Genomic DNA, 24,907 nt, shown 5'->3' on the forward strand with positions numbered 1-24,907 from the left:
GGTTTCGTGGAGGATTGCTAGACAGCCAGGCTCTCGCATAGCTTAAACTGATAACCATTCAAGTTCGATGTGCAGGGTTAGGGCGGCAGCCGTTGGGTGGGCCAAGTTTTCATCTGCTCCCTCGGCAATCGGTGTTGCGGTCATTCTACGAGACCATATCTCGCCCCGCACATTTAATCCCATTCGACTCGTGGTTTGGGGCCTGCATGGATCTTCCCCCGTATCATGCGCCACATGATACGGGAGCGGCTGAAACATAGTGCTTTTATTTAATCAAACACACTTGTGGAAGCCATAGCGCTGGTCCGGAGCGATCAATTGCCAGAATACAGTATCACCTGAATTGAGATAATAATTTTCAAAGCTCATGCCTTCCATACCGTTGGTGCCGCCATGATTGGGGGTGCCATTAATCGAGTAAAACCAGAAGGCAAAATCTGCATTTGGATTCTTACTCAAGTCATAGCATGAGTTGCTGAGGTCGGCTGAGTTACTGGAACCATCTATGGTGATTTCAGAAACAAAGGACTCACCCTGGGTGTTATTCACTGTCTGGTAGCTAATGTTGTTCGGAAAGGCCTGAGCTGCGCCGAGCAACAGCCGGCCCACGGTCGTATAACCGGCCCCGAAGACAATTCGGAAGAAACGATATCTACTGTACGGACCCCCGTGAGCATCGACGGCTGCGTTTGTCTGACAGGTGTAGTTGTTACTCCCCTGGGGATAATACACAAACATGTAGAAGGTCCCACCGTTTGAACTTGCATGTTCGGATGCCCCTGCTGAAGCAACCTCGGAGGTAGCAGTGAGACAATCGCCTTGTACTGCTCCTGTTGAATTATGTATCACATTCTGGAGGAGGCGCAGGGAGCGGCGATACGAGCTCAATGAGCGAACAGCAGCAAAGCCACTCTTTGCAGTCGGAGGTAGGTGGACTACTGAGCGGCGCAGCACGGAGCGCTCAGCTTTTGTCAAGCCATGTGAGTTTTCTGAAACGAGCGGATCTTTGATGAATTGTTCTAAAGCTTCGTCGCTTGAGAGCAATGTCTGGATGTATGCATCCAATTTTGAGGTGCCTTTATGCATCATGAACAATATTAAACGATATTTGCAGAGCACCGCCTGCGGGAAAACTTTGCCCTCAGTGTAACGGCGTCACGCTATATACGCCTACGTAAAGAGTTTTTTACAAAATCGACTCGGCGACTTCATTTTGAACCAGGCTTGCCTGAGATAGGGTCAATATTTCATGGCCAAACGAGTGTCGCATCAGAATTCTTTTCCAGAATACCTGAAGGGGAGGCAGCCCTTTAATTGTAGGTCGGCAAACAAATTGGGCTATTCCTCTTCTTCCTCGTAATCGAGGAATTCATCCAAGGTGTCCACAAACTCCTGCAAGGCGCTCATGGGTAACATAATTGTGTCTCGCCGGCCGTTGACATCTTCGGTGATCTTTAAAACACGGCCTCGGTCGTTTTCTTTGAGGTCGAGATAGAACACTTTTCGGTCGGCGAAGACTTTCTCACTTTTGAGGAAATCACTCATATATTCTACGTTTTTGCGCGTTATGACCATCGCACCTTCGGCTTCTTTCAAGCTTTTTTCTCTAGGGTCATTTTTTAGCAGGTCTGCGTGAGGTGATTTGGTCGGTGACTGCGCTGTGAAATCTTAGAAGGGATTTTCGCCATTTTGGATACGGTGCATCTTCCCTTCCTCGAATTTGTAGACCTCGTCGGCGACATCGAAATACTTATCATCGTGCGTCGCTGCTAAGATTGTTTTTCCTTCAGCTTTAAGCTGGGGGAGGATTTCTTTATAGAAATAACGCCGGAAAGTGGGATCTTGATCGGCGGCCCATTCGTCGAAGATGAAGATAGGTTTGTCTTCGACCATTGTTAGCACCAGGGCAAGGCGTTTGCGCTGGCCGGTAGAGAGCTGAGTATTGGAAATGGCTCTGCCCGTCACTTTTGTGCGATCCTGTAGCTCCATCTTATGGATGAGTTGATCGATTCGGTCTTCGTCAAGGTCGTCGATGCCGTAGATCTGATCAAAGAGATGAAAGTCCGAAAAAACGGGTGAGAACAGGTTACGATAACGGCGATAGAGGCGTTTGCCCAAAACACGGCCGTTGATGTTAATGCTGCCTTCGCTCGGTGGGTAGAGGCCTGTGAAGAGTTTAATGAACGTGGATTTTCCACTGCCATTACCTCCGACGATGAAGACGATCTTACCGGGTTCTAATGTGAAGTCGACAGGACCGAGCTGAAACCGTCCTGGGCTACCATTGTTGTAGTGAAAAGAGATGCCTTTGCATTCGATATGCTCAAAGGGGAGAGGCTGTGAATCTTGAATCTCCGTATCTTCCAGCTCGGGCTGCAGGGTTTCGAGCTGTTGTTCAAGCTTGTCAATTTCGGTGACGGAGACAGTGGCCCGCGTGTAAAATGAGTAAGTGGTAACCATTTCACTGATGGGACCGACGATGAAAAGAATAACTGATGTAAGAGCGATAATGGTAGGGGCTAGGTCAATCTCGAGATTGGGCAAAATGAAGATCACAACAGCGAGCAGCACGTAGAAAGTGGTCTGTGATAACAACATGTTGCGGTTTACCAAATCCCCGACCTTGATCTTATAAGTCTGGGCTTCCATCGAAGATTTCCTCAGAGCGCTTTCGAAGAATGCGTTGTCCTTGCGGCTGTTGAGTTTGAGCTCTTTGAAGCCTTTGAGGAGGTCGTCGAAGGCCTTGTAAAACTGGCCTTCTTTCGCAGCCGTGGCCATGAGGTATTTTACCACGTCCTTCTGATTCGACATGTAGATGAGAATCGCCCCGCCAAGGACAGCGAGAGTCAGGAGAAAGGCTGTCTTGGAAATCATCAGGATATAGAAAGAAGAAACGATGATCAGCAGGACCGAAGAAGCAGCGTTGATAATCAAACCGGAGGCCTGAGAGATCACCATGGTGTGGGTGGAGACGACGGTTTGGAGGAGACCGGAGTCCATTTTCTCAAACGTGAGCAGGTCGGCTTTGCGCACCTTGTCGGCGATGCGGATACGCACCTGATCGACGATGCCTTCGACGATGATGTTCGTTTTATTGAGGACGTGGCGTTTGCTTGTGTAAAAGGCAAAGAAGGCGACGCCAAACATCAACAGGTAGGGAAAATTTAGATTTCCGGGGGCCGCCATCGGTGCTGCCGTCACGAGCACGGCCACCATGATGCCGTTGATTATGCCCGCAGCTGCGGTGAGCCAAAGAAGCTGAGCACCGAATTCCTTAGACTCGCGATTTAGGAAACGGAAAAATTCCAGAGACTGCTGCTGTTTTGCCATAATGGATACAGGACAGCGGGAGACGACAGCGGAAGGCGAAGCTTGTCTAGATCAAAGTCAGATCTATGAATTTATGACGCTCTTGTGGTGCTAGGTTCGTTCAATGCTATTTTGATAAAATCGCGATAGTATGAAATGAAGTTCCTTTTCCAGTTTCTGGATCCTTTGGTATGGACGCACCGATTTCGGGGATATTTCGCCAAGATTGGCGTGCCGGATCTTCACTCAGAAAAAGAGATTCCCAGGCAGCGGCTATGCTCTTTTCCCCATCACTCCAGAGAATGCGTGGGGCTGCCCTGGGAGCTACTCTGATTTTTTCTCGGTCAATAGACAGACGTTTCCACACACTTCCATCGGTTGAAATGAATGGTGCCGCTCCGCCCTCTGCTATCAGGTGTAGTCCATCGTCGATCACTGCACGGAAGTCGTTTCCATAGGGATTGAAGGAAAGCAGCTGCCATTGTTTACCGTCCATGGAGCGTTCACAGAGTTCTCTGCGGCCGACTGTGAGAAAATGGTTTTCACGAAAGATAATGTCACGGGCGTGTTTCTGCTGGGTCGCGAAGCTATCAATTTTTTCCCCGTTTGTCGTGGTCGCTTTAAAACCATTGTCAAGGTATCCAGTTTCGCTCCATTCGTGCGTACCAATGAGAACGAAAGTGTTGTTTCCAAACGCTAATTTCAGGGGTGTCAACTTGAGGTGATCTGGAAGTCTTGCCCCGGTTTCCCAATGTTCTCCGTCTTCCGAAATAATAAACCGGTTGCCCTCGATAGCGACAAACCGTCCATTGCAGAATGCTATCGAAGAGACGCGTTTTGGGCGAGGAGGCAGATTCTGCCAAGTTTCTCCATCGGCGCTGAACACGATCCTGCCTTTTTCAAAATCTCCTCCGACGGCGACAAATCTTCCATTGCCTGATGCGAGGTCCAAGAGGCTGTGCTCGGTGCTGTATTCGCTAAATATCGGGACAGATGCATGTTTCCAGTCGCTGACGTTGTCTGAATACAAGATATCAGTGCCCAAGCCGATGGCTACGAAACGCTGAGGGCTGCCTGGAAGCGTTGAAGCGAAAATGCAGAGGGCGAACATGAGCGTAAATTTCATAGAATTCAATCGGACTGGGTTTTAGATTGAAGATGCTCTTCAAGGAATGCATCTCGCAGCGCAATAAACTCTGGATCTGCCTTGATCCGATGACCGCCGGAATCTTCGAAGATATCGACTTGAACACCCTGATCGCGAAAGCGGTTTGTGTATGCAACGACACGGCGTTTGGGAGCAGCATTATCTTTGATTCCATACTTATACAAAATCGGGGGGTCTGTCGGGTCTGCGTAATCGACGGCGTTGGCGTGACGGCTGTAGTCGGAGAATTCTCTGATGGGTCCCCCGAATAAAACACTGTAAGGGCTATCATACCAATTGGGTTTCCAATGTTTCTTCTTAGATGGTCGCCGGGGGAAGGAAACGGCTCCATTCATACTTATTACAGCGAGGACGCTGCTGGGCTGATCGAGGTGCTCTCCCCGATCGAAAAGGTGAGGCGCATTACTCGTTATTCCGATCATATCTGCGAGATAACTTCCGGCAGAGAACCCCGCGACGGCCAAGCGCTCTGGATCTATATTGTAGTTAGCTGCATGAGCTCGCAACCAGCGAATAGCTGATTTGCAGTCTTCGATTTGAGCGGGCCAGGCAGCTTCGCGACTTCGACGATAGCCGACGCTTGCGACAGCGTAGCCTTGATCTGTGAGATGATGATAATCTCCGATGTTGTGCTTGTCTCCTCCCCACCAGGACCCTCCGTGAATCCATACAATCAAAGGGAATTGTTCCTCTTGTCCGGGGAGGTAGATATCGAGTAATTGGTGTGGATGCCCGTGTGTCACGTAAGGGACATCACGAAAGACGATGACGTTGCCAGCAGGTTCAGGGATCTCCGGATCGTTTCCATAAAGGGTAGTTTCTGCGAGGCAGAGTGTAAGGCCGATCAGGGTAGAAATTCTGACAACTATATTCATCAGTGCACTAGGATTAAGGTGTCGATAAGTAAAGGTTATCAACGCCTGGCGACTATAGTTTCGGCGGAATGCGTTGGTTATGGATTCAGGTTTGACTGTCTCGCCACCGAGATCAACAGCACCCGCTGCGCCGTATAGAAGGCTCTGGTGGCCCTAGCTTATGAGCGTTCTGTAGATTCCATTCCCATGAAACCGTAGAAGTTTGTGAGAGACTCGTTGAGTGCATCGGATTGTTGCTTCAGGTTTTCCGCCGATGCTGCCGACCGGTCTGCAGTTCGAGAATTGTTTTGAACCACCTTATCAATCTCGCCGACAGCGCCGCTGAGTTGTTCAATACTGGCTGACTGTTCTTTGGAGCCCTCGGCAATCTTTCTGACGATGGTCGAGATCTCCTCCACGGACTGTTCTACCTTTGCAAATGCCTCGTTGGCCTCGTTAGCCTGAGCGGTGCCGATGTTTATCTGGCCTACCGATGTTACGATGAGCTGAGACGTCTCTGAAGCTGCGGTCGAAGCACGCATAGCTAAGCTACGTACTTCGTCGGCGACGACCGCAAAGCCTGCACCTGCTTCGCCAGCTCGGGCGGCCTCGACAGCTGCATTGAGTGCCAGAATGTTTGTCTGAAAAGCAATCTCATCGATTGTCTTAACGATATCCTGAGTTCTTTCGCTAGACTGCGAGATGACCGCCATCGACGAGATGAGAGAATTCATCTGATTGTTGGCGGCTTCGACGATACCCTTGCTTTGCGTGCCCAGGGAATTTGCAGATACGGTATGTTCTGTATTGGACTGGATCATCTCGGAAATATCCTTGAGTGATGCTGAGGTTTCCAAAACGGCTGAAGCTTGATTACCTGCGCCTTGTGCGAGCGTCTCAGAAGATCTTGCTAGGCCGTCCGAGTTCTTACGCGTTTCTTCGGCAGCTGCGCGAATGTTGATGAGGAATCGGCTAATCGGAGTGGTCACTCCGAAGTATACAAATGTGGCTGTGATTAAGATACCGACGAGCAGAATAATCCCGGTGACGTTGATGATGTAAATCTTGGTCTGTATTGACGCCATTTTTTCCTCGTTCAAAGCATCCTGCCTTTCGCTGTAGAAATTAAGGTATTTCTCGAGCGCTTTTTCGTAGGTGTGGAAAACTGGCTCGCATTCGGTGAGTTGCATGGTGTGGGCTTCGTCGAATCTACCCGCCTCACTGGTGGCATATATGCGTTCGATGATGCTGATCCACTGATCCCATAGCTCTGAGATTTCCGCGTAGATGGCTTTGCCTTTATCACTGAATAAACTTTCCTCGTAAATAGCGTAGGCGGCTTCTGCTTGCTGACGTTTTTCGCCGATTCGCTGAGCCAAGATTTTACGAACCTCTGGTTCAGGGGTCCGCGCAATTACCAATACATCCATACGCATGGCATAAGAAGCCGCAGCGAGTCGGTTGAGAGCCTGAGTTTCTGGGATTTCGTTGGCAATGTGATCGGCCATTTCTCCGCTCATATTGGACATGAAAACGTTATTAGAAATCAGCGAAACTATCAACATTGAGATTGGAATCGAGAAACCAATGATCAACCTTCGCTTGAGAGGAATTCTGCTTTGTTCACTCATATCAACTGACTTCTCTTTTGAAAAACTGGATAGAAATAAGATCAATGGAGTCCTATACGCATTAGCTCTAAGAGGCCGCCGAATGGGTCTAGATCCTTAGCTGAATATTTATGCAAAGGATTCCCTTGGTTTCTTCGACGTGTCTTTTTGTTAGCGAATTAGGCAATACAGTTTGGCTTAAATTCCGAGTGTCCTATGTGTGAGGGAGGATGTTTTATCTCGAGCCATGCGAACGTAAACTCTGGACACTCAATCCTCTTTTGAAGGTTCTTAATCGAGTGAATCCATTATACCTCACCGATTTTATCCAGGCTGGCGATGCCGAGAATGACCTCGTTCCTGCTATCCGCCGTGCTGTTGAGCAACTCAAGGACGGGCAGACTCTCATTTTTCCAGAGGGCGAATACGATTTGCTGCAAGAGACTGCAGAACAAACGCTGTTGCCGATTACCAATCATGATTTGTGTCCGAGAGTCCATGGAATTTTGCTCCGGGGCAAGCGGGACATCACGATCGAGGGAAATGGATGCAGGCTCTACGCTGATGGTCTGGTAGCGCCCCTATGGATTCAGGACTGTCACAATATTACTGTAAACCACCTTACCTTTGATCGTCATGAATTTCTAAACGGATCGGGTGAGGTGGTCGCTGCAGGCGACGGCTGGATGGAGTTGGAGCTACCGCCTGAAAACAATCCCGGGTGGTTTATTCACAACGGTATCCTGACATTCAAATCTCGCTATTGGTCAGAGCAATTGGACAGCCTCTTTGAGTGGGATACCCAAAAACGCCTGCCAGCTCGGGGGAGCGCCGACAATTGTGGGGCCGGTTGGCAGGTCCAATGGCAGGCCGAACAGATGACAGCGACAAAAATTCGGCTATCAGGATCGTTTGAACATCCCGTGACTGTCGGGAATCAAATGATGCTGCGCTGCTCAAAACGTTATGCTCCTGGCGTGAGCATGAGCCACAGCTCGGACATCAAGCTCAATCATATCACGGTGCACGCTTGCGGAGGTATGGCCTTTATCGGTCAGCGTTGTCGGGATGTATCCTTAAAACGCTGCGTCGTGGCTCCCAGCCCCAAGAAGACCCGCATAGATGCGGATTGCTTCGATGCTACCCATTTTTCGAATTGCGCAGGTCATATTCTCATCGAGGACGGACGGTTTGAGAATCAGCTCGATGATGCCACCAATATCCACGGCGCTTATTTCCAGGTGATCCGCCAGCTCGATGCGCATACCTTACGCCTGGATTTGCGACATCCTCAACAGGCGGGCGCTCCCGTGGGTGAGCAGGGAGATACCTTTGAGCTCTGTCGCCTAGATACTGCGGAAGCCTACTGGACCGGCAAAGCTGCAGAGGTAACTATCCAAAACATGTCGACCGTCGATGTGCGCTTTTCTGAGGCTTTACCTGATAATGTAGCGATCGGCGATGCGCTCGATAACATCGATTGGTTTCCTGACTTCACCATGCGTCGGTGCTTTATGCGTGGCAATCGAGCGCGTAATACCCTCATTAGCACACGTGGAAAAGTGCTTATGGAAGAGAATTTCTTCCAATCAGCTGGAGCGGCTGTTCAGACTGCAGGAGCCATCGGGTTTTGGAATGAATCCGGGCCCGTGCACGACCTTACTCTGCGAAAAAACACCTTCGATCACTGTGCTTACAATGCGCCGAAGTGGGGTGCAGCAGTTCTTGAACTCAAGCCAAACTTAAAAAGGCCGGCATTGCGTCATACGCCTTATCATCGAAAGATTTTGATCGACGAGAATACGTTCCTGTGCGCGCACGACAAAGTCTTGGATTTGGCCTTGGTCTCTGACCTTACCTTTAAAAATAATAAGCTCAGCAGAGACGACGGGGCCGAGTGGGGTGATTGGCTGAATGAGAGTCAGTCGGACGGCTTGGTTGTGGAAGATAACTTGTTTGCGTACTCAGGAAGGCTCGAGGTTGTGCCTGGGTCTCCGGTCGCAGATTCGACTCGTTGAATTTGCTATGATCGCACATCCGCCTGGCACGGCGACAGAGCGCCGTGGCCACAACTGTTGGTTGAACTAGTGATGCGTCGCCCTCCAGCGCATCCTATAGTTGGAGGGGCATGCTTTGATGTGACCCAATGGGCCGATTGCCCTAAAAGAGGCTCCCGACTTGAATGACTCTACTCACCCCAGAAGGCTTATTTTTGCGGAGTGACGGTTCTTTCTCCTCGGCTTTATCGGCGCGGTAAGGCTCTCCGTTGCGATAAGTCTTTCGGAAGCCGATGGGGTCACTGAGACCGTCACGTCCTTGTTCTGCGAATGCGTAGAATATAAAGCCCTGCACGGTGCGCTCAGGGAGCATATTTGAAAAATCCTGGGCGAGGTTTAGGTTCCCGCGCGCGGTGTTACATCCCCAAAGATTAATCGATGCCGTCGGGCTTAAGGTTTCGGCGAGGAGGGCTGTGATATCGGTAGATTGCTCCGCGGTCTTTAGCATGATGGCATCGCGTGCCGAGGTAAGGTAGCCCCCCGTTAGCGTGATAACATTGGCCCCCTTCGTCCTCTCAGACGCGCCGTGGCCAGAAATATTCATTTGAGTCACCGCGTCACCAGCATCGGATATCTTCATGAGGTCGTTGAGGAATCGTCCTGCATTTTTGGACTGATACTTAATGCCACCGGCAGTGACTAATGTGTAGTGCCCATTCGAGGAATAAAATTCCTCATGGCCGCCCTGCGCGCTGACTATCTCGTCACGTGGAAAATCCCATAAATTCCTCTTAAAGGGTTGGATTTGGAATTCGGTTTTTTCATCTTCTTTGAGTTGGTCATTTTCCTCGGCCCCTATGTTAAACACTTCTAATTCTTTGTTCAACTGGCTCAAAAAATTTGTCCAAGAATTCCCGTCTTCAGTATATTCTGGATTAGGAGGGGTTCTATAATTACTAGGCACTCTGCTATCTGGACTCGCGCTGTTTTTGTTGCTAGAGAACGGAGCCGTCTTCTTTTCCCGAAACACGTTCACAGACACTACCGGCACATGAAATGAGCTTACAGGTGGGTAAACGTTGGGACTCAGGGATTGTTCCTGGATCGTGGCCACAGCATTTTCCACTGCTTGCGATATCGTGAGGTCTCCCAGCTCATATACGATTACGTAATTATCCGCAGTAAGTCCGGACAGCTCCAAGGGGTAGGTGCCGGGTTCAGTCGCGGTGAGGGCAGTGCCTCCGAGAATGAGGTTGCCGCCGATGACGTCTTGGGAGTCTCCAGCTACCAAGCCATTTATGCTAAAATCGAGGGTAGTGACATCAAGGGGTTCTCCATCAAATGCTTTCGTCTGGTCTTCCACGACAATTGTCAGAGGAGCCGGATCGATGATAAAATCGCCGGATATTAAGGCGGTTGCATAGTTGGTGAGACTGAAGTTCGGCCCACTTCCCGATACGCCTTGAGGTTGAATTTCAAATTCGTATACACCGACACCTTGCCCGGTGGATGTTTCATAGCCATTCGTAGTTGCTAGGAAGACACCATCAATCATGTCGTCATTGACCAGCCCGGTCACGGTGAATGCGGACAAGTCCAGCTCCATTACGGATCCATAGGTTTTGCGCTGATCGCTTGCTGTGATGACTATTCGGCGCGGGTCGATGTAGAGATCTCCTGATTCGTAGGTGATGGCGTAGTTATTGGGGTCGAAGGTGCCTCCGGTTGCGGTAGATGCGGTGATCTCATCTTCATAAGTCCCTCTGAATTCTGTGGTCGAGGCAGCGTAGCCATTCACGCTGGTGAGGGTGACGGCGCCTATAGACTCACCATTGACTAATCCATTGGATGAGAAAGCGCTTGTGCCCAGGTCGAGCACATCGCCGTAGACTTTGAACTGATCTTCGGCTGTGATAGTCAGCGCGCGGGGATCGATCGTCAGATCGCCGTCCTCATAAGTGAAATTATAATTAGCTCTCCTAAAATCAGAACCGCTCTCTGTGAAACCATTGATCACGATTTCGTTCTCATAAAGCCCTGCTCCCTGAGTGGCGGAGGTTGCATATCCATTACGATTCGCGAGAAGAACGGACTCAATAGCGTCGCCGTTTTTCAATCCGGTAGCAGAAAAATTCGAGGTGGAGACACCCAAATCCAGAGTCTCTCCGTAATTTTTGGTCTGATCGCTGGCGGTGATAAGCACAGTCGCTGGATCAATCGATAGATGACCTGGCACGAAGCTAAGCGTGTAGTTTTCCTCGTCGATGTCTCCATTTATACCGACTATGTTGATTTCGTTTGGATAAAAACGTGCGTCAGCGGTGATTGACTGCAAAAGACCATTTTCGCTTTCCAAAGAGACAGAATCGATGGCGTCACCGGGAGCAAGCCCCTCAGCTGAGAATGCGGTAGACACCGCTTCAGCAGGAGCGACGCTCTCGCCATATGTTTTTGTCGTAAGGCCTAAGGTGAGTGTGAGTGCGCGCGGATCAATCGTCAGATCTCCGGCGGCATACGTGATGGCGTAGTTGCTGGCATTGAAGGTGCCGCCAGTGGCTGCGCTGGGGACGATATCGTCTGTGTAGGAGTTGGCTCCTGAAGTAGTCGAGCCGGCGTGTGAGCCGCTGCTGGTGAGCGTAACCGAACCGATCGTTTCTGAACCTATCAGGCCGGATGAAGTAAATGCCGACGTTCCGAGATTTAAGGTGTCCCCATAGGTCTTGCTCTGATCGCTAGCCGTGACGGTGAGAGCTGCGGGGTCGATGGTCAGGGTGCCGTCGACGTATTCGATGATGACCCCATGTTGGTCCATTTGACCTGCAGCCGAAAGGGTGAGTCCGCTTGGGGTGATTGTGTAGTCTCCCGCATCCGTTGCTGTCGTGGCCGCACCAGAGAGTGAAACTGTGCCGGTAATTGTGCCTGGGCGCGGGCTGGTCACTTCCGTAGCTGTGAAACCTGAAGCCATGGTGCCGTCGTAGGTCTGGGACAGATCGTCCGCGACCACGAAATAAGGGGTGAGGAATCCGCGCAGTAGGGGATCGGTGACTCCGTCATAGATCACCCAGGTATTCGTAAAATCGAAATCGCTGAAACTGCTCTGCTGCTGGAAAGCGGTGCCATCTAGGCCTGTGGATGCGTTAAATCCAGAACTGGCGCTGGTCACCTGGCCGGAACTGGTGGTGTTCCAATAAGTGCCATCGAGGAGGCCCGGGGGGTCAAATCCCATAAAGTCGGCCAAGGCACCGAGTAGGCCGCCCACATTCGTTGTTCCAGAAACTGCCCCGGCAGAGTGGCTAAAGTTGATGCTGCCCAAGCTGAAGCCCACGAGGCCACCGACGTCTCTGATGCCGCTTACACTCCCTGTGGCGTAGCTGTTATCTATAACGCCGTCATTCGAACCGGCGAGACCGCCTATACCGCCATCAAAGCCTTCGCCGGAACTTTGGTCTCCGGTGGTTGCCGTAACTGTTGCGGCCGAATAACTACTTGAGATGGCTCCAGAGTTGTAGCCGACTAAACCGCCAATCCCGCCGACTGGGTCGTCATTGGTCCCGACGTTCAAGCCCACGCCCGCGGCGTCACTGCCCGTCACTGTGCCTGTAGAGTAGACATTCGCCACTAAGCCTGCGTTTAATCCGGCTAAAGCGCCAACGCCTTCGAGGCCAGCCAAGTTTACATTGGTAAGTCCCAAGTTGATAACGACGCCACAGGGACAGATCACACCGAACAGACCTACGCCATTGGCGTTGTCCGTATTTGCGCGGGTTAAGCCGTCGATTTCGTGGCCCAGTCCATCAAGAATACCGGCGAAACTCGTTGCCGTGCTGATGTCGCCCGCAGCATTTCCGAGGGGCGCCCAGGGGTCAGTCGTTACCGTGATGTCGTTGCCTAAGACGTAAGCGCCCGCCATGTCTGAGTCGATCGCGAGCAGGCCGGCCTCGTCATTAATAATGGTGTAGGTAATCAGGGTGCCGTCAGTTCCGTAGAGCGTGGTGAAACTGGTCCCGGCTGCTAGGCTCACGGGTGCTCGGGCTAAATAGTCTCCCAGAGGCATGGAGGCTACGGTCCCACTTTGGCCAAACTCCAATGCGAGTCCCCCGCCGCCCGTTACGGCGATCGGAGCGTTCATTTCAATGAATCGGTCGGCAGTGAGCGTCAGGGTGTGGGTGTTCCAGCTCAGCTCATCGTTTACAAAAATGTCCCCATTCGTCCCGGAGCCTCCATTGACTGATTCGATCGTCACGTTGTTTGAGCCCAGCTGAGTCTCCAGGGTCGAGGCTTCAATATCCCCATTCACGCCGATCGTGAAATCCGTTGGGTCGATCAACCATTCTCCTGTCGATCCAGAGGGTGCCGAGGTAGTGATAACTGCTGACTCAGCGATTCCCACTGGCTTGCGCTGGTTTCGATGAATCCGCCATCGCCGGAGCTGGAGCCACCCCGCGCGCTGATTCCGCCAGAGACTACTTTCTGGCTGTCGGGGTTTTCTAAATCTGAAAGCAAGATGACTGAGCCCCCATCGCCGGCGTCGCCGCCATCTGAAGTGATCTCACCCGAATGGAGGACCGTGCTGCTGGCTACGAGGCGAATCACACCGCCATCGTTGATCACACCAGATGCCGATACTTCTCCTGTATTGACGACCTTTCCGAGGAGGCTGACGGCGGACTTTGCTGTGAGCACCGCAAAACCTTCCTCGGCTTCAACAAGGTGTTTGTTTTCGACGAGGGTATCGTAATCGGCCTCGCTGACCTCCACATCGATCAGCTGATTTCCTAAAATGTTGAGGGTGACTGCTCCGCCTGCTGCTAGAGCGACGGTGCCTTGCTCGGCGATAATGACGCCCTCGTTGCGGACTTCGGGGGCGAGCATGGCGATGTAATTTCCGATCAGTTCGCCTTGGTTGATGACCGAGCCTGAATGCGCGTCGCCTTCAAAGAGATACTCCCCGGAGAGGAAAGCGTCGTCGGTGATCTGCATCGAGCTCGCGACGAGGCCGCCCACATCTACTTGGGCACCATTTCCGAACAACACGCCGTTTGGGTTTAGGAGAAAGACGCTTCCATTGGCATTGAGGTTTCCGAAGATCTGCGAGGCATCACTGCTCAAGACGCGGTTGAGCGTCGTGGAGCCTGAGTTGGGCTGAGCGAAATTTACGGTCGACTGAGCGCCGATGTTGAAGGAATCCCATTGGATGATGCCTTGCTGCGTCGATTGGGTGATGTCCAGTCGGTTGCCACTTTGTGTGATTTGTGCCGTACCCGATATGATATTGCCGCCCGTTGGCAAGGCATTCGCCGGAAGGTTGCCCCGTGCAGAAGAGATCGCCATGCAGAAAATGAGAGACAGTGCGCGCAGTCGTGGAGTCCGGGATTTCATGGAATGTCGGGTAAAAGAGGTTGCTGAAGAGCGGTTCATCATCGTTTCGCTTTGAGGATTTTTAGAATTCAGAGGTAATGCTGAGCCATCCGCGGAAACTCGGATTGCGGCCGTCAGAATCGTTTCCATTTAGATCTCGCCCCGGATTATTCCCGAGCGGCGTCGCTATCGAAGCGGTAAGGATGTAGCCATTGATGGACCCAATAGCAAGAGAGGCCCCAGCTCCGGCCAAAGTATAGCTGTTTTCCTGGTTCGGATTGAAGGCATTCCAATCGGCCCAAGTTTCGTAATTATTCTCAGTGTAGCCTGCATCGACAAAGACTGAGGCTCTCACTAATCGGTTAATCCGATAAAACAAGTTGGCCGATACGATATGGCCTGAATCTCCACCGGCCTCACCCATTGGATAGGCGCGTATATGTTCTGCACCGCCGAGGGAGAAACGCTCGGATGAGTCTAAATTATCGAATGCAAATTGCCCCCGGCTCGACAGATCGAGATACCACTTGCCGGGAAGCAGTTGGAGTCGCCGCACTGCGTAATTGAGTTTGGAAAAAGACCCGAAAGCATCCCGCGTCACGGCGTCCTGTAGACGTGCGGTTTCGAGGTTTTGGTCACTGTGACCGGTTAAAAAGGAGAGGCTAAAGTTCGTGATGCCTCCGAGTCCGAGATCATCTTCGTGTGAGCCGTTTAGAGCGATTTGGCCAACAATCACTTCCCGGTCACTTGTTTGTCCTGCAATAGTGAAATCCTGAAGCGATCTGTAAGTCGCCCGAGCAGATATGGAGATGCTTGTATTCTCTTCTAATACCAATGGGTAGGTTCCGTAGAGACTCATCGTCGAAGCGTGGCCCTCGGCACCCTATTCTTTGAGAGATTCTTGGACGATCTCATAGTCAAGGTGTGAGAAACTTGTGCCGACACGGAGGCCACTATAGCCGATGGGCAGGTTGTAATCGCCGAGTATGAAATGGCTTCCCTCGGTCAAGGTGCTAAGTAAGACAGCTTCATCAAAAAGACCGAGAGGGTTGAAAACATTGAGACCCAGGATGGCCTGCAACTCACCGGTAGACCTCAGGCCTAGATTGGTGATGCCTGCGCCGAAGTCGAGCAGGGGGGTATCTCGAGTAGTGACATTGATGTCGACCCCAGCTTCCTCCTCACCGGCACTGAGTGACGCGTCGAAATCCAGACCCGGTTGACTGCTTAAAATAGAGAGCGCACGTGTGAGCTGGGATAAGTTCATCGGATCGCCTGCTGAGATCTCTTGATCGAAAAATCCCATGACGCGTTCTTCTTGAACCCGTTGGCCTTCGTTGTTTACAACGATTTGCCCCAACGAGCCCTCTATGACTTTGATGCGCACCACGCCGTCGATAATATCCTGTTCTGGCAGGAGGGCGCGGGCCAAAAAGTCGTTTTCTGCATAGAAGGTAGTTATGATATCTAGCGATTGCAGTGTCGCTAGCGGTATCTCTTGGTTGGTCAACGGAGCTAAGGCATCGAGGAGTTCGGTTTCCGAGACGAGTGTCACACCCTCTAACACAAACTTGCTGACGAAGATCATTGGACCCGAATCGGTTGTGGGATCGTTGAGATCTATCTCAAAAGCTTCTTTCTGCTCTGGAACTTGCTCGAACTCGGGCTAAACCGAAGGTTGTTCGCGCAAAATACTGCCCGCATCGGGAATATTAGATGCCTGTCCAAGCAGACACAGGGGAATGAGCACCGGCAAATACCGGCTGCAGGCCTTGAAGGAGATCATAATCAAATAAATGCAGCGATTTACAGAACCCAGCGATCACTTCGTAGACTGAAGTGTTGTGGGTATAGGGAGGAAACCTTTTCATGTATCTGTCGAAAAAGCTGATGTTTTGCGAGCATAAAATCTGCTGAGCATGCTCCTGAATCAGCGCTATTTCGGTCAGATTTCCTGCATAAAAACCCCAATAAACTTATCCATGATCAGCACATGTTCGGGTGAGCTGAGTACGGGGTCTGGGATAAAGCTCCCATTTTCTAATAGCAACGCCACCGTGATTGGATGGTAGCCATTGCATTCAAACAGCCCGCGATATTGTCCATCTGTCAAAGCAGAGACATCGAAGACGTTTTTGCCTCGGCGAGCCGGAAAAAATGAAGCTATGGGCTCCGCCTCAATGGGGGCTTCGATAGGGAACAGGGACACGCGCACGAGGGGGTTGCCCTCATTAAAAGTCATGAAGCGAATGGTGGCTTCGTTATTGAAACGGATGCCCACGTAGAGTTTGCCGGGCTCCTTAGCCGTAATGATCGGAGCCAAAAATATGAAAGCCGAGCCAACGATGGCAGTGAGTGGTAGAAAAACAAAAAGGACGACCTTCCAACCTGGGGTGCCTGTAGATTGAGGAGATTGAGACATGTGAAATGGGTTGCGAAGCTGAACGGTCAGCTTTCTTTGGTGCATTAATATGTCAGCGAGGTTGCAAGTCAAAGTGGCATGGCTTCTTCCTGACAGACACATATAGATACAGAGCAAGCGATGGCATCAGAAGGATTAAGTGCGGTGATGGACAGTCAGGTAGAATCTGACTCTGAAGCGGGTTCCACCTGCTGCCATTCTCGAACGGATACACCTAAATCTGGGGTCGGCGCCCTCATTGCTGGGATACTGATCGGAGGGCAGGGGATGATCTGGGGGCTGACCATCAATATTACCCAGCCCCCTCTCTTCTCGACGGCGTATTGGGTTTTGCATGGCATCCTGGCGGGTTCAGCAGTTTTAGTGGCATGTTTGTTAGGGCGTCCCCTGCTGTTTGCATTAGCCGAGTCGGTTCGCGAGCGTCGGATTGGGATTGAGGCTTTGTTTACACTTACCGCCACCGGTGCTATGGCAGCATCACTCATTGCTTCGATTACTGGGAAGGGCAGCGTGTATTATGAAGTCGTTGCTATTGTTCTGGCGATTTATTCGCTCGGGAAATTCGTGGGTAGGCGCACACGCGAGCAAATGCTTAAAGAAGTGGAGCAGGTCGAAACCGACTTTTCGCAGTGTTTTGTTAAGCGTTGTTGTGGTAATCGAATGACGGTGGCCGTGGGTGATCTGGATGAGACATCGCGAGTCAGTGTGGAAGCTGGCGAGCCGATCACGGTCAGCGGGACGATCTCTGAGGGGTCAGGGGTGTTGCGCACCGCTTTGCTGACTGGCGAGAAAAATTGGGTGGATGCAACTGAGGGGGATCGGGTTGAAGCGGGGTATTGGCTCGTTTCTGGTGACATTTCGGTGGTGCCTGATCCCATTCAGAATGGGCGCATGCTTGATGGTGTATTTGCTTCGCTGAAGGAAGCCCGGAAGCACCCGTCACACATAGAAGCCGAAGCTCATCGATTGGCTGCCTATTTTGTCCCTTTTGTCATCGGCGTTGCCGTATTCACGGCAGCTTTTTGGCTTTGGCGTGACTCTTGGGTAACGGCACTCTTCAATGCGATGTCGGTGCTCTTGGTGGCCTGTCCATGCGCATTGGGTTTGGCGACACCCATAGCGGTTTGGCGAGGATTACTCAGCTTGGCATCTCTTGGCGTGGTGTCGCGCGATGCACGCTTGATCGATGGGCTCGCTTCTACCCACCGAATCTTCTGGGATAAAACTGGGACCTTGACCGATTTTGATGATCTCGGGATTGATTTGATCCTAGATGAGCAGGCTCCCATCGACCGATCGACTTTGATTCGTTGGTTAAGTTCGCTTGAAACGCAGTCCGATCATCCGGTCGCCCAAGCTATCGTCCGCAAATTTGGTAAGCCTGAACAGCCTGTTGTATTTGACCAGGTAACGCTGATCCCTGGTGGAATTTCTGGTAACTTAGCGTCCAAACAACGCTTTGACGTTATTGATGCGACACAGGTGGGTGATTCAGAGTCGGTAGATTCCAAGCAACTGGCTCTCTTGATCGATGGAAAGCCTGTTGGACGTCTAGTCATGCGTGAGCGTTTGCGGCCCGACGTGGAGGCCCTGATTCAAGGGCTTGCAGATGATGGTATCGAATCCTCAGTGATAACGGGCGATCCCAGGCCTCAGGTCTCCCTGGCTGAGTCTGGGGTAACCATGCAATATGGGATGACGCCTCAACAGAAAGCTGATGAGATAGATCGTTCCGTTCAACGCGGCGAGCGGCCTGTTCTAATCGGGGATGGTATCAACGACACGCCTGCGATGAACGCGGCCATTGCTTCATTGGCGATTGGGTCTGGAACGCATTTAGCGCGGGTGTTCGCTTCAGGAATTATTCAGGACGAATCTCTGCCAAAGCTTATGAAAGCCATAGAGAATTCGCGTCAAACCCTGGCCTGTATTCGTGGTAACATTCGATTTTCTCTTATCTACAATGTTGTGGGTATGGGTCTCGCGGCATCTGGAAATCTGCACCCGGTGGTCGCTGCGCTGCTTATGTTAGGTTCTAGTCTTTGGGTGAGTTGGCGTGCCGCAAAGCAGATGTCATAAATGAGTGAAAGCGATCTATTAATACGTCTGTTTCTGAGAATAAGATTCAACTATTGAGTCTGCGTCTCATTATTTAATGGGCTAAATAAAATTTTTAAGTGTTTGTAAGTTATGAGTTTGTGAAAATTAAAATCACTTAATCTAAGGTCTAAACTAATTTGTTTTTATTGATACAATGTCTCAATAAAGAAATGTTCCATTTTTTGAGAAAAATAACCATTGATCTAAGTTTTTTGACGACCTAACAGTCCGTTGAATTTGGCAGCAATGCCGCTAGCTAGCGATTAAATGATCTCACCACTTATTTTTCTTACACACAGGCAAGTATCCGCGCTTCGACATCGTCTATTGAAGTGCGAATCCCAACAGCCCCTCGGATATTCTAAACTAACGCGAGATAATGGGATCTCTATCAAATTTGCTTAAGTAATTCATAAGAGAAACGTGATCTGATTTCTACGACCTAATCGTATTTCATACATAGAGTTATGGCGAATATCTTCCCAAGATGGGTGAACACGATCCCGCTCAAAGTGATTGCAGCGCTGGCATTGACTGCCACGTCAATCATTGCGGGCATCACCTATTATTTTACACCGAAGTATGCACGCGTGGGCTACCAACCCACACAGCCGGTAGCATTCGACCACAGTTTACACGTTGGCCAGTTGGGGATGGATTGCCGCTACTGCCACACGGATGTCGACAAAGCCGCGCACTCTAATGTGCCCTCGACCAACACATGCATGAATTGCCACTCGTTGATAAAGACAGACTCACCTAAGCTTCAGCCAATCCGTGACAGCTTTGCATCTGGGGAACCTGTTGAATGGGTCCAGATCCACAAAACACCGGATTATGTTTATTTCAATCACGCGGCTCATGTGAATCGAGGAGTCAGCTGCGTGCATTGCCACGGCCAAGTTAATGAAATGGAAGTCGTCCACCACGAAAAGTCTCTCTCAATGGCATTTTGCCTCGAGTGCCATCGCGAGCCCGAGCGTTTCATTCGCCCCGTCGAGGATGTATATAACTTGGATTGGTCCGCTGGAGATTCGAGCGACCAAAAAGCACAGGGCGAAGAGCTTGTGCATGACTGGAATGTGAACCCGCCACTTAGCTGTTCTGGCTGCCACCGATGAGTAAACGAATATTTTCACATCCTGAGCCCTCCGCCAACGATTTCACCGGGCCACGCTATTGGAAGAGTCTCGATGACTTGGCCGAAACGTCTGAGTTCAAGGACTGGGTAGAGCGGGAATTTCCCGAAGGTGCTTCCGAGCTTGAAGGTGTAGACCGCCGTAAGTTCATGAAGCTGATGGCCGCATCATTCGGTCTGGCCGGAGTCGGAATGGCGGGCTGTCGTCAACCACGTCGATATATCCTACCTTACGCTCAGCAGCCTGAATACACTCCAGTCGGCGTGCCCTCCTACTACAGCACGTCTTTCTCGATTGGTAATCAGACTATTCCTTTGGTCGTGGAGACACACGGTGCACGTCCGATCAAGATTGAAGGAAACCCCAGCTACAAGCCTTTCGGCGGTGGTTCTTCCATCTTTGCGCAGGCAAGTATCCTGGATCTCTATGATCCCGAGCGCTTTACTGATTCTGTCCGCAATGGAGGAAAAGCTTCCAAAGCCGAAGTCTCCACCGCGCTTTCTGAGCTGAGCGAAGCCATGGCATCCGCTAGCGGCGAAGGATACGCAATCGTCACGGGAAAGAGTTCTTCCCCTACGCGCCTCCGACTTTTAGAGACGATTAAGAAAAAATACCCTTCAATATCGATCGTCGAGTATGAGGCGTCCCAACCAGGATTTCAGGAATCTGCTCTAGAAAAATACGCAGGGAAGCCCGTCAAGGCTCTCTACGATTTAACTAAGGCTGAGCGCGTTCTCTCTGTGGGAGCGGATATCACTGGCGGTGAAAATGGTTCCTTGAATTTAATCCGAGGCTTCAGTCAAGGTCGCGCAATCGACGACCCTAAAGAAGCTGATAAGATGAATCGGCTTTACTCGGTGGAAGGCGATTTTTCGCTCACCGGGGGCATGGCTGATCACCGACTCCGCCTGGGTGCGTCTCAGATGCCTGCATTTATTGCCCTGGTAGGAGCGGAAATATTCGAGGCCTTCAACTTTGACGCTGATCTCGTAGCAACGCTGCGCGGAAAGGGAAGTTCCCTACAAGCCCATGATGAATGGATAAAGGCCTGTGCCCAAGACCTCGTAAACCATAAGCAGCATTCTGCTGTGCTTGCTGGTATTCAGCTTCCAGAAGAGGTGCACGTCATCGTAGCGGCCATCAACAAAGTGCTGCACGCGGAAGATGGCGGACTTTTGCGTTATGTCGAAACGCCCAAAACTGCTTCGACTCACTCCATTATTGAGCTGGGTGCTGCGATCTCTGAGGGATCAGTCAAAAACCTCATCGTTTTGAGCTCAAATCCTGCCTTTGACGCTCCCGCTTCAGCGGGTTTTACGGATGCGCTGGGCAAACTCGATTCCCTGACGACGCTTTCTTACTACGATACTGAGAGCACGGAATCTGCGGGTCTTAGAATCGCGGAGTCTCACTATCTGGAGAGCTGGGGTGATGCGCGGACATTCGACGGCACCTTGGTGCCGGTCCAACCAATGATCGAACCGCTTTTCGATACGTTCACCGCTCTGGAGATCTTGGGCATCCTAGCCGGTGAAACGGGTAAAAGCGGCTACGATATGGTGAGTGAGACATTTGCTACTATCGCAAACGGAGACGACGTCGCCACGAAGATGAAGATTTTCCTGTCTGAGGGCTTGCTCCCAGATAGTGGATTTGCTGCTACGTCACTTTCTATCTCTGCTTCAAAGGTGAGTGAGTTTGCCGAGCAGATCATGCCAGCCTCCGTGCTGAGCAAAGATTCCCTTGAGGCAATTTTTGTCCCTAGCAAACATGTCTTCGATGGACGTTACGCGAATAACGGCTGGCTCCTCGAATGTCCAGAGCCGATGACGAAGCTCACCTGGGATAACGCCGTGGTGATCAGTCCACGTCTTGCACGTGAGCTAGAAGAAGAGCAAGGCATTCAGATTTTACCGGGCACCACCATCATACAGTCGATGGGTAAATTCCGAGCCAACGCTCGTGATAACAAATATGTCCGCGGTAAGGAGATTGCGCCGATGGCGGAGATTACTGTGGATGGTGTGACCGTTAAAGCACCGCTCCACGTCATGCCAGGCTTGGCAAATTACAGCGTCATCCTTCCCTATGGATTTGGGCGACGTGTGGTTGGGCGCATCGGGCAGAACACCGGCTTTGATTTCTTTCCACTCAAGTCGACCGACGCCACTACGGCGGTCGGCGTGGACATTAAGCTGACTGAAGAAACCTACGTGCTTGCGAATACTCAGGAGCACTGGTCAATGGAAGGTCGCGCCATCGTCCGCGAGGCTACGGTTGATGACTTCAAAAAACATCCTGACTTCGTTTCGAAGATGGGTATGGAGGCGCACTCACCTGCCATCTACGGAAAAGACAAGAAGAAGTCTGTCCAATACAAGGCGACCAAAACGCCGAGAGGTGGATCTGCCTACGAGACGCCGGATTTCACATACCCACAGCAGTGGGGAATGACGATCGATCTGAATCTCTGCTTTGGTTGCAACGCCTGTGTCGTTGCCTGTCAGAGCGAAAATAACATCCCGATCGTGGGTAAGGATCAAGTGTTGCGCGGTCGCGAAATGCACTGGGTTCGCCTGGACCGTTATTTCGCAGCCGACGTCGACAAAGACCCGAATATCCACTCTTCAGCTGGAGAAACCGGTTCTGCCATGAACGGTTGGCACCAGGGCATCCCTGAGGACGTCCAAGTGACTTTCATGGGCTTGTCTTGTGTCCATTGTGAGCTGGCACCTTGTGAGCAAGTCTGCCCTGTGAACGCGACTGTCCACGACGACCAGGGCCTCAACGTAATGGCTTACAATCGTTGTATTGGAACCCGTTATTGCGCAAATAACTGTCCTTACAAAGTGCGCCGCTTTAATTTCTTCGATTGGAACAAGCGTCAAATTTCTGACCTCTACCTTGGACCTCTGGGTAAAAAGAATACTGATGGGCCCAAAGGCGAGCTTGTCAAAATGCGCAACAATCCAGACGTGACCGTCCGGATGCGCGGAGTGATGGAAAAATGCACCTACTGCGTCCAGCGTATCCAGGGAGCCAAGATCCGCCAAAAGGCGCGCGCTAAAGATTCTAATGATATTAAAGTCCGCGATGGTGCCATCAAGGTCGCTTGCCAAATGGTTTGTCCGACTGACGCCATCAAATTTGGCGATATTGCCGACGAAACCACCGAAGTGTCCAAGGCAAAGGATAGTAAGAGAAATTACGCGCTGTTGGGCTACTTGAATGTGCGCCCACGCACGACCTACCTCGCTAAGCTGCGTAATCCGAACCCCTCAATGCCGGACGCCTACAAGCAGCCTTGGGGGCGTAAGGATTACGAAAACCGATATGGCCACGGCGGTCACGAGGAACATGGGCACGGGGATCACGCTGGCCACGACCATGAAAACCACGCTCCCGCAGCTCACTAATTTATTGCATAGTCATGGCTACTGTTTCTGAAAACGCACACGACCACGGATCGGCTCAGCACGAGATTATGGCAAAGGTAAAGCCTGCTCCGGTGGGTCGGCCTGATTTGGTCGAAAATAACCGGAGCCTCGGTTGGGTCACAGAAAAGGTCTGCAGCATCGTCGAGGAACGGACTCCTCTGTGGTGGTGGATGACTTTCGCAGTCGCTTGCGTGGGTGCGAGCTTCACACTATTCGGTCTGATATACCTGGTTTCTTCTGGAACGGGTGTCTGGGGCCTGAACAATCCAGTCAACTGGGGCTGGGCGATTGTAAATTTCGTATTTTGGATCGGTATCGGTCACGCCGGAACATTGATCTCGGCGATTCTTTGTCTGCTGAGGCAAAAGTGGCGGACTTCGATTAATCGCGCGGCTGAGGCGATGACCATTTTCGCGGTTGTGTGCGCGGGCATTTTTCCGACCTTCCACGTCGGTCGCGTTTGGTTCGCTTACTGGCTCGCGCCTTTCCCTAATTCTAACTGGATGTGGCCACAGTTTCGAAGCCCTCTAGAATGGGACGTTTTCGCGGTATCTACCTATGCGACCGTTTCGACCCTGTTTTGGTTGATGGGTATGATTCCCGACATCGCAACCATCCGTGATCGGGTCGAGATGACCTATCAAAAGCACCTCGCCAATGCTAAGTCAGCTGCGGAGCGGAGCTACCTCAAAGTAGTGTATTTCCTCCGTAAATATTTCTACGGCATTGCTTCCATGGGTTGGAACGGTTCCACCAATCACTGGCGCAATTTCGAAATGGCCTATCTCCTTCTGGCAGGTCTAGCGACGCCGCTGGTTCTTTCGGTGCATACCATCGTATCCTTCGACTTTGCCGCTTCGATTTTGCCCGGATGGCACACGACGATTTTCCCACCCTATTTCGTTGCCGGTGCGATCTTTTCTGGTTTCGGCATGGTGCTGACCTTGATGTTACCGCTCCGAGCGCTGTATGGGCTCCACGATTTGATCACTCAGAACCACATCGACAACATGTGTAAGATCACGTTGGCGACTGGAACGATGGTTGGCTACGCCTACACGATGGAGTTCTTTATCGCCTGGTATGGGGCCAATCCCTACGAGGGCTTTGCTTTCGTAAACAGAGCTTTAGGTCAATATTGGTGGGCTTATCTGGCGATGTTCACCTGCAACGTGTTCACGCCTCAGCTCTTTTGGTTCAGAGCCGTTCGCGAGAACCACGCCTTGGTCTGGATCCTGTCGATTTTTGTCAATGTGGGCATGTGGTTCGAGCGCTTCGTGATTACGGTAACATCCTTGGCGAATGACTTCCTTCCGTCGTCTTGGGGATACTACTCACCGTCGATGGTAGACATCTTTACTTACTTTGGAACCTTTGGACTCTTCTCGATCCTGTTCCTGTTGTTCCTGCGCTTCCTGCCGCTTATCGCGATGGCGGAGGTGAAGATGTATATGCCTGCTGGAGATCCGCACGGTCACCACGGCCACTCAGATGAGAAGGAGGAGAAATAACC

At 51.3% G+C, this 24,907-nt stretch carries 17 protein-coding genes; 5 read left to right on the forward strand and 12 right to left on the reverse strand.

Annotated elements, in window-relative coordinates:
• Positions 1 to 273 precede the first annotated feature (273 nt).
• The 6 genes from HRU10_05135 to HRU10_05160 all read right to left on the reverse strand — a co-directional run bounded on the left by HRU10_05135 (position 274) and on the right by HRU10_05160 (position 6,962).
• Positions 274 to 1,089, reverse strand: a complete 816-nt coding sequence (locus tag HRU10_05135; protein ID NRA26617.1) for a hypothetical protein — start codon at positions 1,087 to 1,089, stop codon at positions 274 to 276.
• Positions 1,090 to 1,338: 249 nt separating this feature from the next.
• The gene (locus HRU10_05140) at positions 1,339 to 1,575 is read right to left on the reverse strand and encodes a PUR family DNA/RNA-binding protein (protein ID NRA26618.1); all 237 of its coding nucleotides are present in this window, start codon (positions 1,573 to 1,575) and stop codon (positions 1,339 to 1,341) included.
• Positions 1,576 to 1,668: 93 nt separating this feature from the next.
• On the reverse strand, positions 1,669 to 3,330 hold the full coding sequence (locus HRU10_05145) for a cyclic peptide export ABC transporter (GenBank protein NRA26619.1): 1,662 nt from the start codon (positions 3,328 to 3,330) through the stop codon (positions 1,669 to 1,671).
• Between the two features lie 106 nt (positions 3,331 to 3,436).
• Entirely contained in the window at positions 3,437 to 4,435 is a 999-nt protein-coding gene (locus tag HRU10_05150; protein ID NRA26620.1) for a hypothetical protein, read from the reverse strand.
• 5 nt (positions 4,436 to 4,440) lie between these two features.
• The gene (locus HRU10_05155; GenBank protein ID NRA26621.1) at positions 4,441 to 5,352 is read right to left on the reverse strand and encodes an alpha/beta hydrolase; all 912 of its coding nucleotides are present in this window, start codon (positions 5,350 to 5,352) and stop codon (positions 4,441 to 4,443) included.
• A gap of 158 nt (positions 5,353 to 5,510) precedes the next feature.
• Complete coding sequence (locus HRU10_05160; protein NRA26622.1) at positions 5,511 to 6,962, reverse strand: MCP four helix bundle domain-containing protein; 1,452 nt, start codon at positions 6,960 to 6,962, stop codon at positions 5,511 to 5,513.
• A 278-nt stretch (positions 6,963 to 7,240) separates the two neighbouring features.
• On the opposite strand from HRU10_05160, the gene HRU10_05165 reads away from it, so the two are divergent.
• Positions 7,241 to 8,959, forward strand: a complete 1,719-nt coding sequence (locus HRU10_05165) for a hypothetical protein (protein ID NRA26623.1) — start codon at positions 7,241 to 7,243, stop codon at positions 8,957 to 8,959.
• A 142-nt stretch (positions 8,960 to 9,101) separates the two neighbouring features.
• Here the strand turns inward: HRU10_05165 and HRU10_05170 are convergent, their stop codons facing one another.
• The 6 genes from HRU10_05170 to HRU10_05195 all read right to left on the reverse strand — a co-directional run bounded on the left by HRU10_05170 (position 9,102) and on the right by HRU10_05195 (position 16,718).
• The gene (locus HRU10_05170; GenBank protein ID NRA26624.1) at positions 9,102 to 13,328 is read right to left on the reverse strand and encodes a hypothetical protein; all 4,227 of its coding nucleotides are present in this window, start codon (positions 13,326 to 13,328) and stop codon (positions 9,102 to 9,104) included.
• A complete protein-coding gene (locus HRU10_05175) occupies positions 13,262 to 14,317 on the reverse strand; it encodes a filamentous hemagglutinin N-terminal domain-containing protein (GenBank protein NRA26625.1) in 1,056 nt (351 codons plus the stop codon). Before HRU10_05175 ends, HRU10_05170 begins: the two co-directional genes overlap by 67 nt.
• A gap of 61 nt (positions 14,318 to 14,378) precedes the next feature.
• The gene (locus HRU10_05180; protein ID NRA26626.1) at positions 14,379 to 15,155 is read right to left on the reverse strand and encodes a ShlB/FhaC/HecB family hemolysin secretion/activation protein; all 777 of its coding nucleotides are present in this window, start codon (positions 15,153 to 15,155) and stop codon (positions 14,379 to 14,381) included.
• A 24-nt stretch (positions 15,156 to 15,179) separates the two neighbouring features.
• On the reverse strand, positions 15,180 to 15,884 hold the full coding sequence (locus tag HRU10_05185; GenBank protein NRA26627.1) for a ShlB/FhaC/HecB family hemolysin secretion/activation protein: 705 nt from the start codon (positions 15,882 to 15,884) through the stop codon (positions 15,180 to 15,182).
• Between the two features lie 124 nt (positions 15,885 to 16,008).
• Positions 16,009 to 16,167 (reverse strand): hypothetical protein, encoded by a 159-nt coding sequence (locus HRU10_05190; GenBank protein NRA26628.1) that lies wholly within the window; start codon positions 16,165 to 16,167, stop codon positions 16,009 to 16,011.
• A gap of 74 nt (positions 16,168 to 16,241) precedes the next feature.
• Positions 16,242 to 16,718, reverse strand: a complete 477-nt coding sequence (locus tag HRU10_05195; protein ID NRA26629.1) for a hypothetical protein — start codon at positions 16,716 to 16,718, stop codon at positions 16,242 to 16,244.
• 120 nt (positions 16,719 to 16,838) lie between these two features.
• Between HRU10_05195 and HRU10_05200 the strand changes: the two genes are divergently transcribed.
• The 4 genes from HRU10_05200 to nrfD all read left to right on the forward strand — a co-directional run bounded on the left by HRU10_05200 (position 16,839) and on the right by nrfD (position 24,905).
• Positions 16,839 to 18,797 (forward strand): HAD-IC family P-type ATPase, encoded by a 1,959-nt coding sequence (locus HRU10_05200; protein NRA26630.1) that lies wholly within the window; start codon positions 16,839 to 16,841, stop codon positions 18,795 to 18,797.
• Positions 18,798 to 19,285: 488 nt separating this feature from the next.
• Positions 19,286 to 19,939, forward strand: a complete 654-nt coding sequence (locus tag HRU10_05205; protein ID NRA26631.1) for a cytochrome c3 family protein — start codon at positions 19,286 to 19,288, stop codon at positions 19,937 to 19,939.
• Entirely contained in the window at positions 19,936 to 23,373 is a 3,438-nt protein-coding gene (locus HRU10_05210) for a TAT-variant-translocated molybdopterin oxidoreductase (protein ID NRA26632.1), read from the forward strand. The genes HRU10_05205 and HRU10_05210 overlap by 4 nt, the downstream gene beginning before the upstream one ends.
• Before the next feature lie 14 nt (positions 23,374 to 23,387).
• Positions 23,388 to 24,905 carry a polysulfide reductase NrfD gene (nrfD, locus tag HRU10_05215; protein ID NRA26633.1) on the forward strand — a complete coding sequence of 506 codons (1,518 nt, stop codon included), beginning with the start codon at positions 23,388 to 23,390 and terminating at the stop codon, positions 24,903 to 24,905.
• The last annotated feature ends 2 nt before the right edge of the window (positions 24,906 to 24,907 follow it).

This window comes from Opitutales bacterium, from assembly GCA_013215165.1.
GTDB lineage: Bacteria > Verrucomicrobiota > Verrucomicrobiia > Opitutales > JABSRG01 > JABSRG01.

What these genes read in the sequence shown, in the direction of transcription:
- HRU10_05135 (NRA26617.1), bottom strand. Translation starts at nt 1,089, where the DNA reads ATGATGCATAAAGGCACCTCAAAATTGGATGCATACATCCAGACATTG.
- HRU10_05140 (NRA26618.1), bottom strand. Translation starts at nt 1,575, where the DNA reads ATGGTCATAACGCGCAAAAACGTAGAATATATGAGTGATTTCCTCAAA.
- HRU10_05145 (NRA26619.1), bottom strand. Translation starts at nt 3,330, where the DNA reads ATGGCAAAACAGCAGCAGTCTCTGGAATTTTTCCGTTTCCTAAATCGC.
- HRU10_05150 (NRA26620.1), bottom strand. Translation starts at nt 4,435, where the DNA reads ATGAAATTTACGCTCATGTTCGCCCTCTGCATTTTCGCTTCAACGCTT.
- HRU10_05155 (NRA26621.1), bottom strand. Translation starts at nt 5,352, where the DNA reads ATGAATATAGTTGTCAGAATTTCTACCCTGATCGGCCTTACACTCTGC.
- HRU10_05160 (NRA26622.1), bottom strand. Translation starts at nt 6,962, where the DNA reads ATGAGTGAACAAAGCAGAATTCCTCTCAAGCGAAGGTTGATCATTGGT.
- HRU10_05175 (NRA26625.1), bottom strand. Translation starts at nt 14,317, where the DNA reads ATGAAATCCCGGACTCCACGACTGCGCGCACTGTCTCTCATTTTCTGC.
- HRU10_05180 (NRA26626.1), bottom strand. Translation starts at nt 15,155, where the DNA reads ATGAGTCTCTACGGAACCTACCCATTGGTATTAGAAGAGAATACAAGC.
- HRU10_05185 (NRA26627.1), bottom strand. Translation starts at nt 15,884, where the DNA reads ATGATCTTCGTCAGCAAGTTTGTGTTAGAGGGTGTGACACTCGTCTCG.
- HRU10_05190 (NRA26628.1), bottom strand. Translation starts at nt 16,167, where the DNA reads ATGAAAAGGTTTCCTCCCTATACCCACAACACTTCAGTCTACGAAGTG.
- HRU10_05195 (NRA26629.1), bottom strand. Translation starts at nt 16,718, where the DNA reads ATGTCTCAATCTCCTCAATCTACAGGCACCCCAGGTTGGAAGGTCGTC.
- HRU10_05200 (NRA26630.1), top strand. Translation starts at nt 16,839, where the DNA reads ATGGCATCAGAAGGATTAAGTGCGGTGATGGACAGTCAGGTAGAATCT.
- HRU10_05205 (NRA26631.1), top strand. Translation starts at nt 19,286, where the DNA reads ATGGCGAATATCTTCCCAAGATGGGTGAACACGATCCCGCTCAAAGTG.
- HRU10_05210 (NRA26632.1), top strand. Translation starts at nt 19,936, where the DNA reads ATGAGTAAACGAATATTTTCACATCCTGAGCCCTCCGCCAACGATTTC.
- nrfD (NRA26633.1), top strand. Translation starts at nt 23,388, where the DNA reads ATGGCTACTGTTTCTGAAAACGCACACGACCACGGATCGGCTCAGCAC.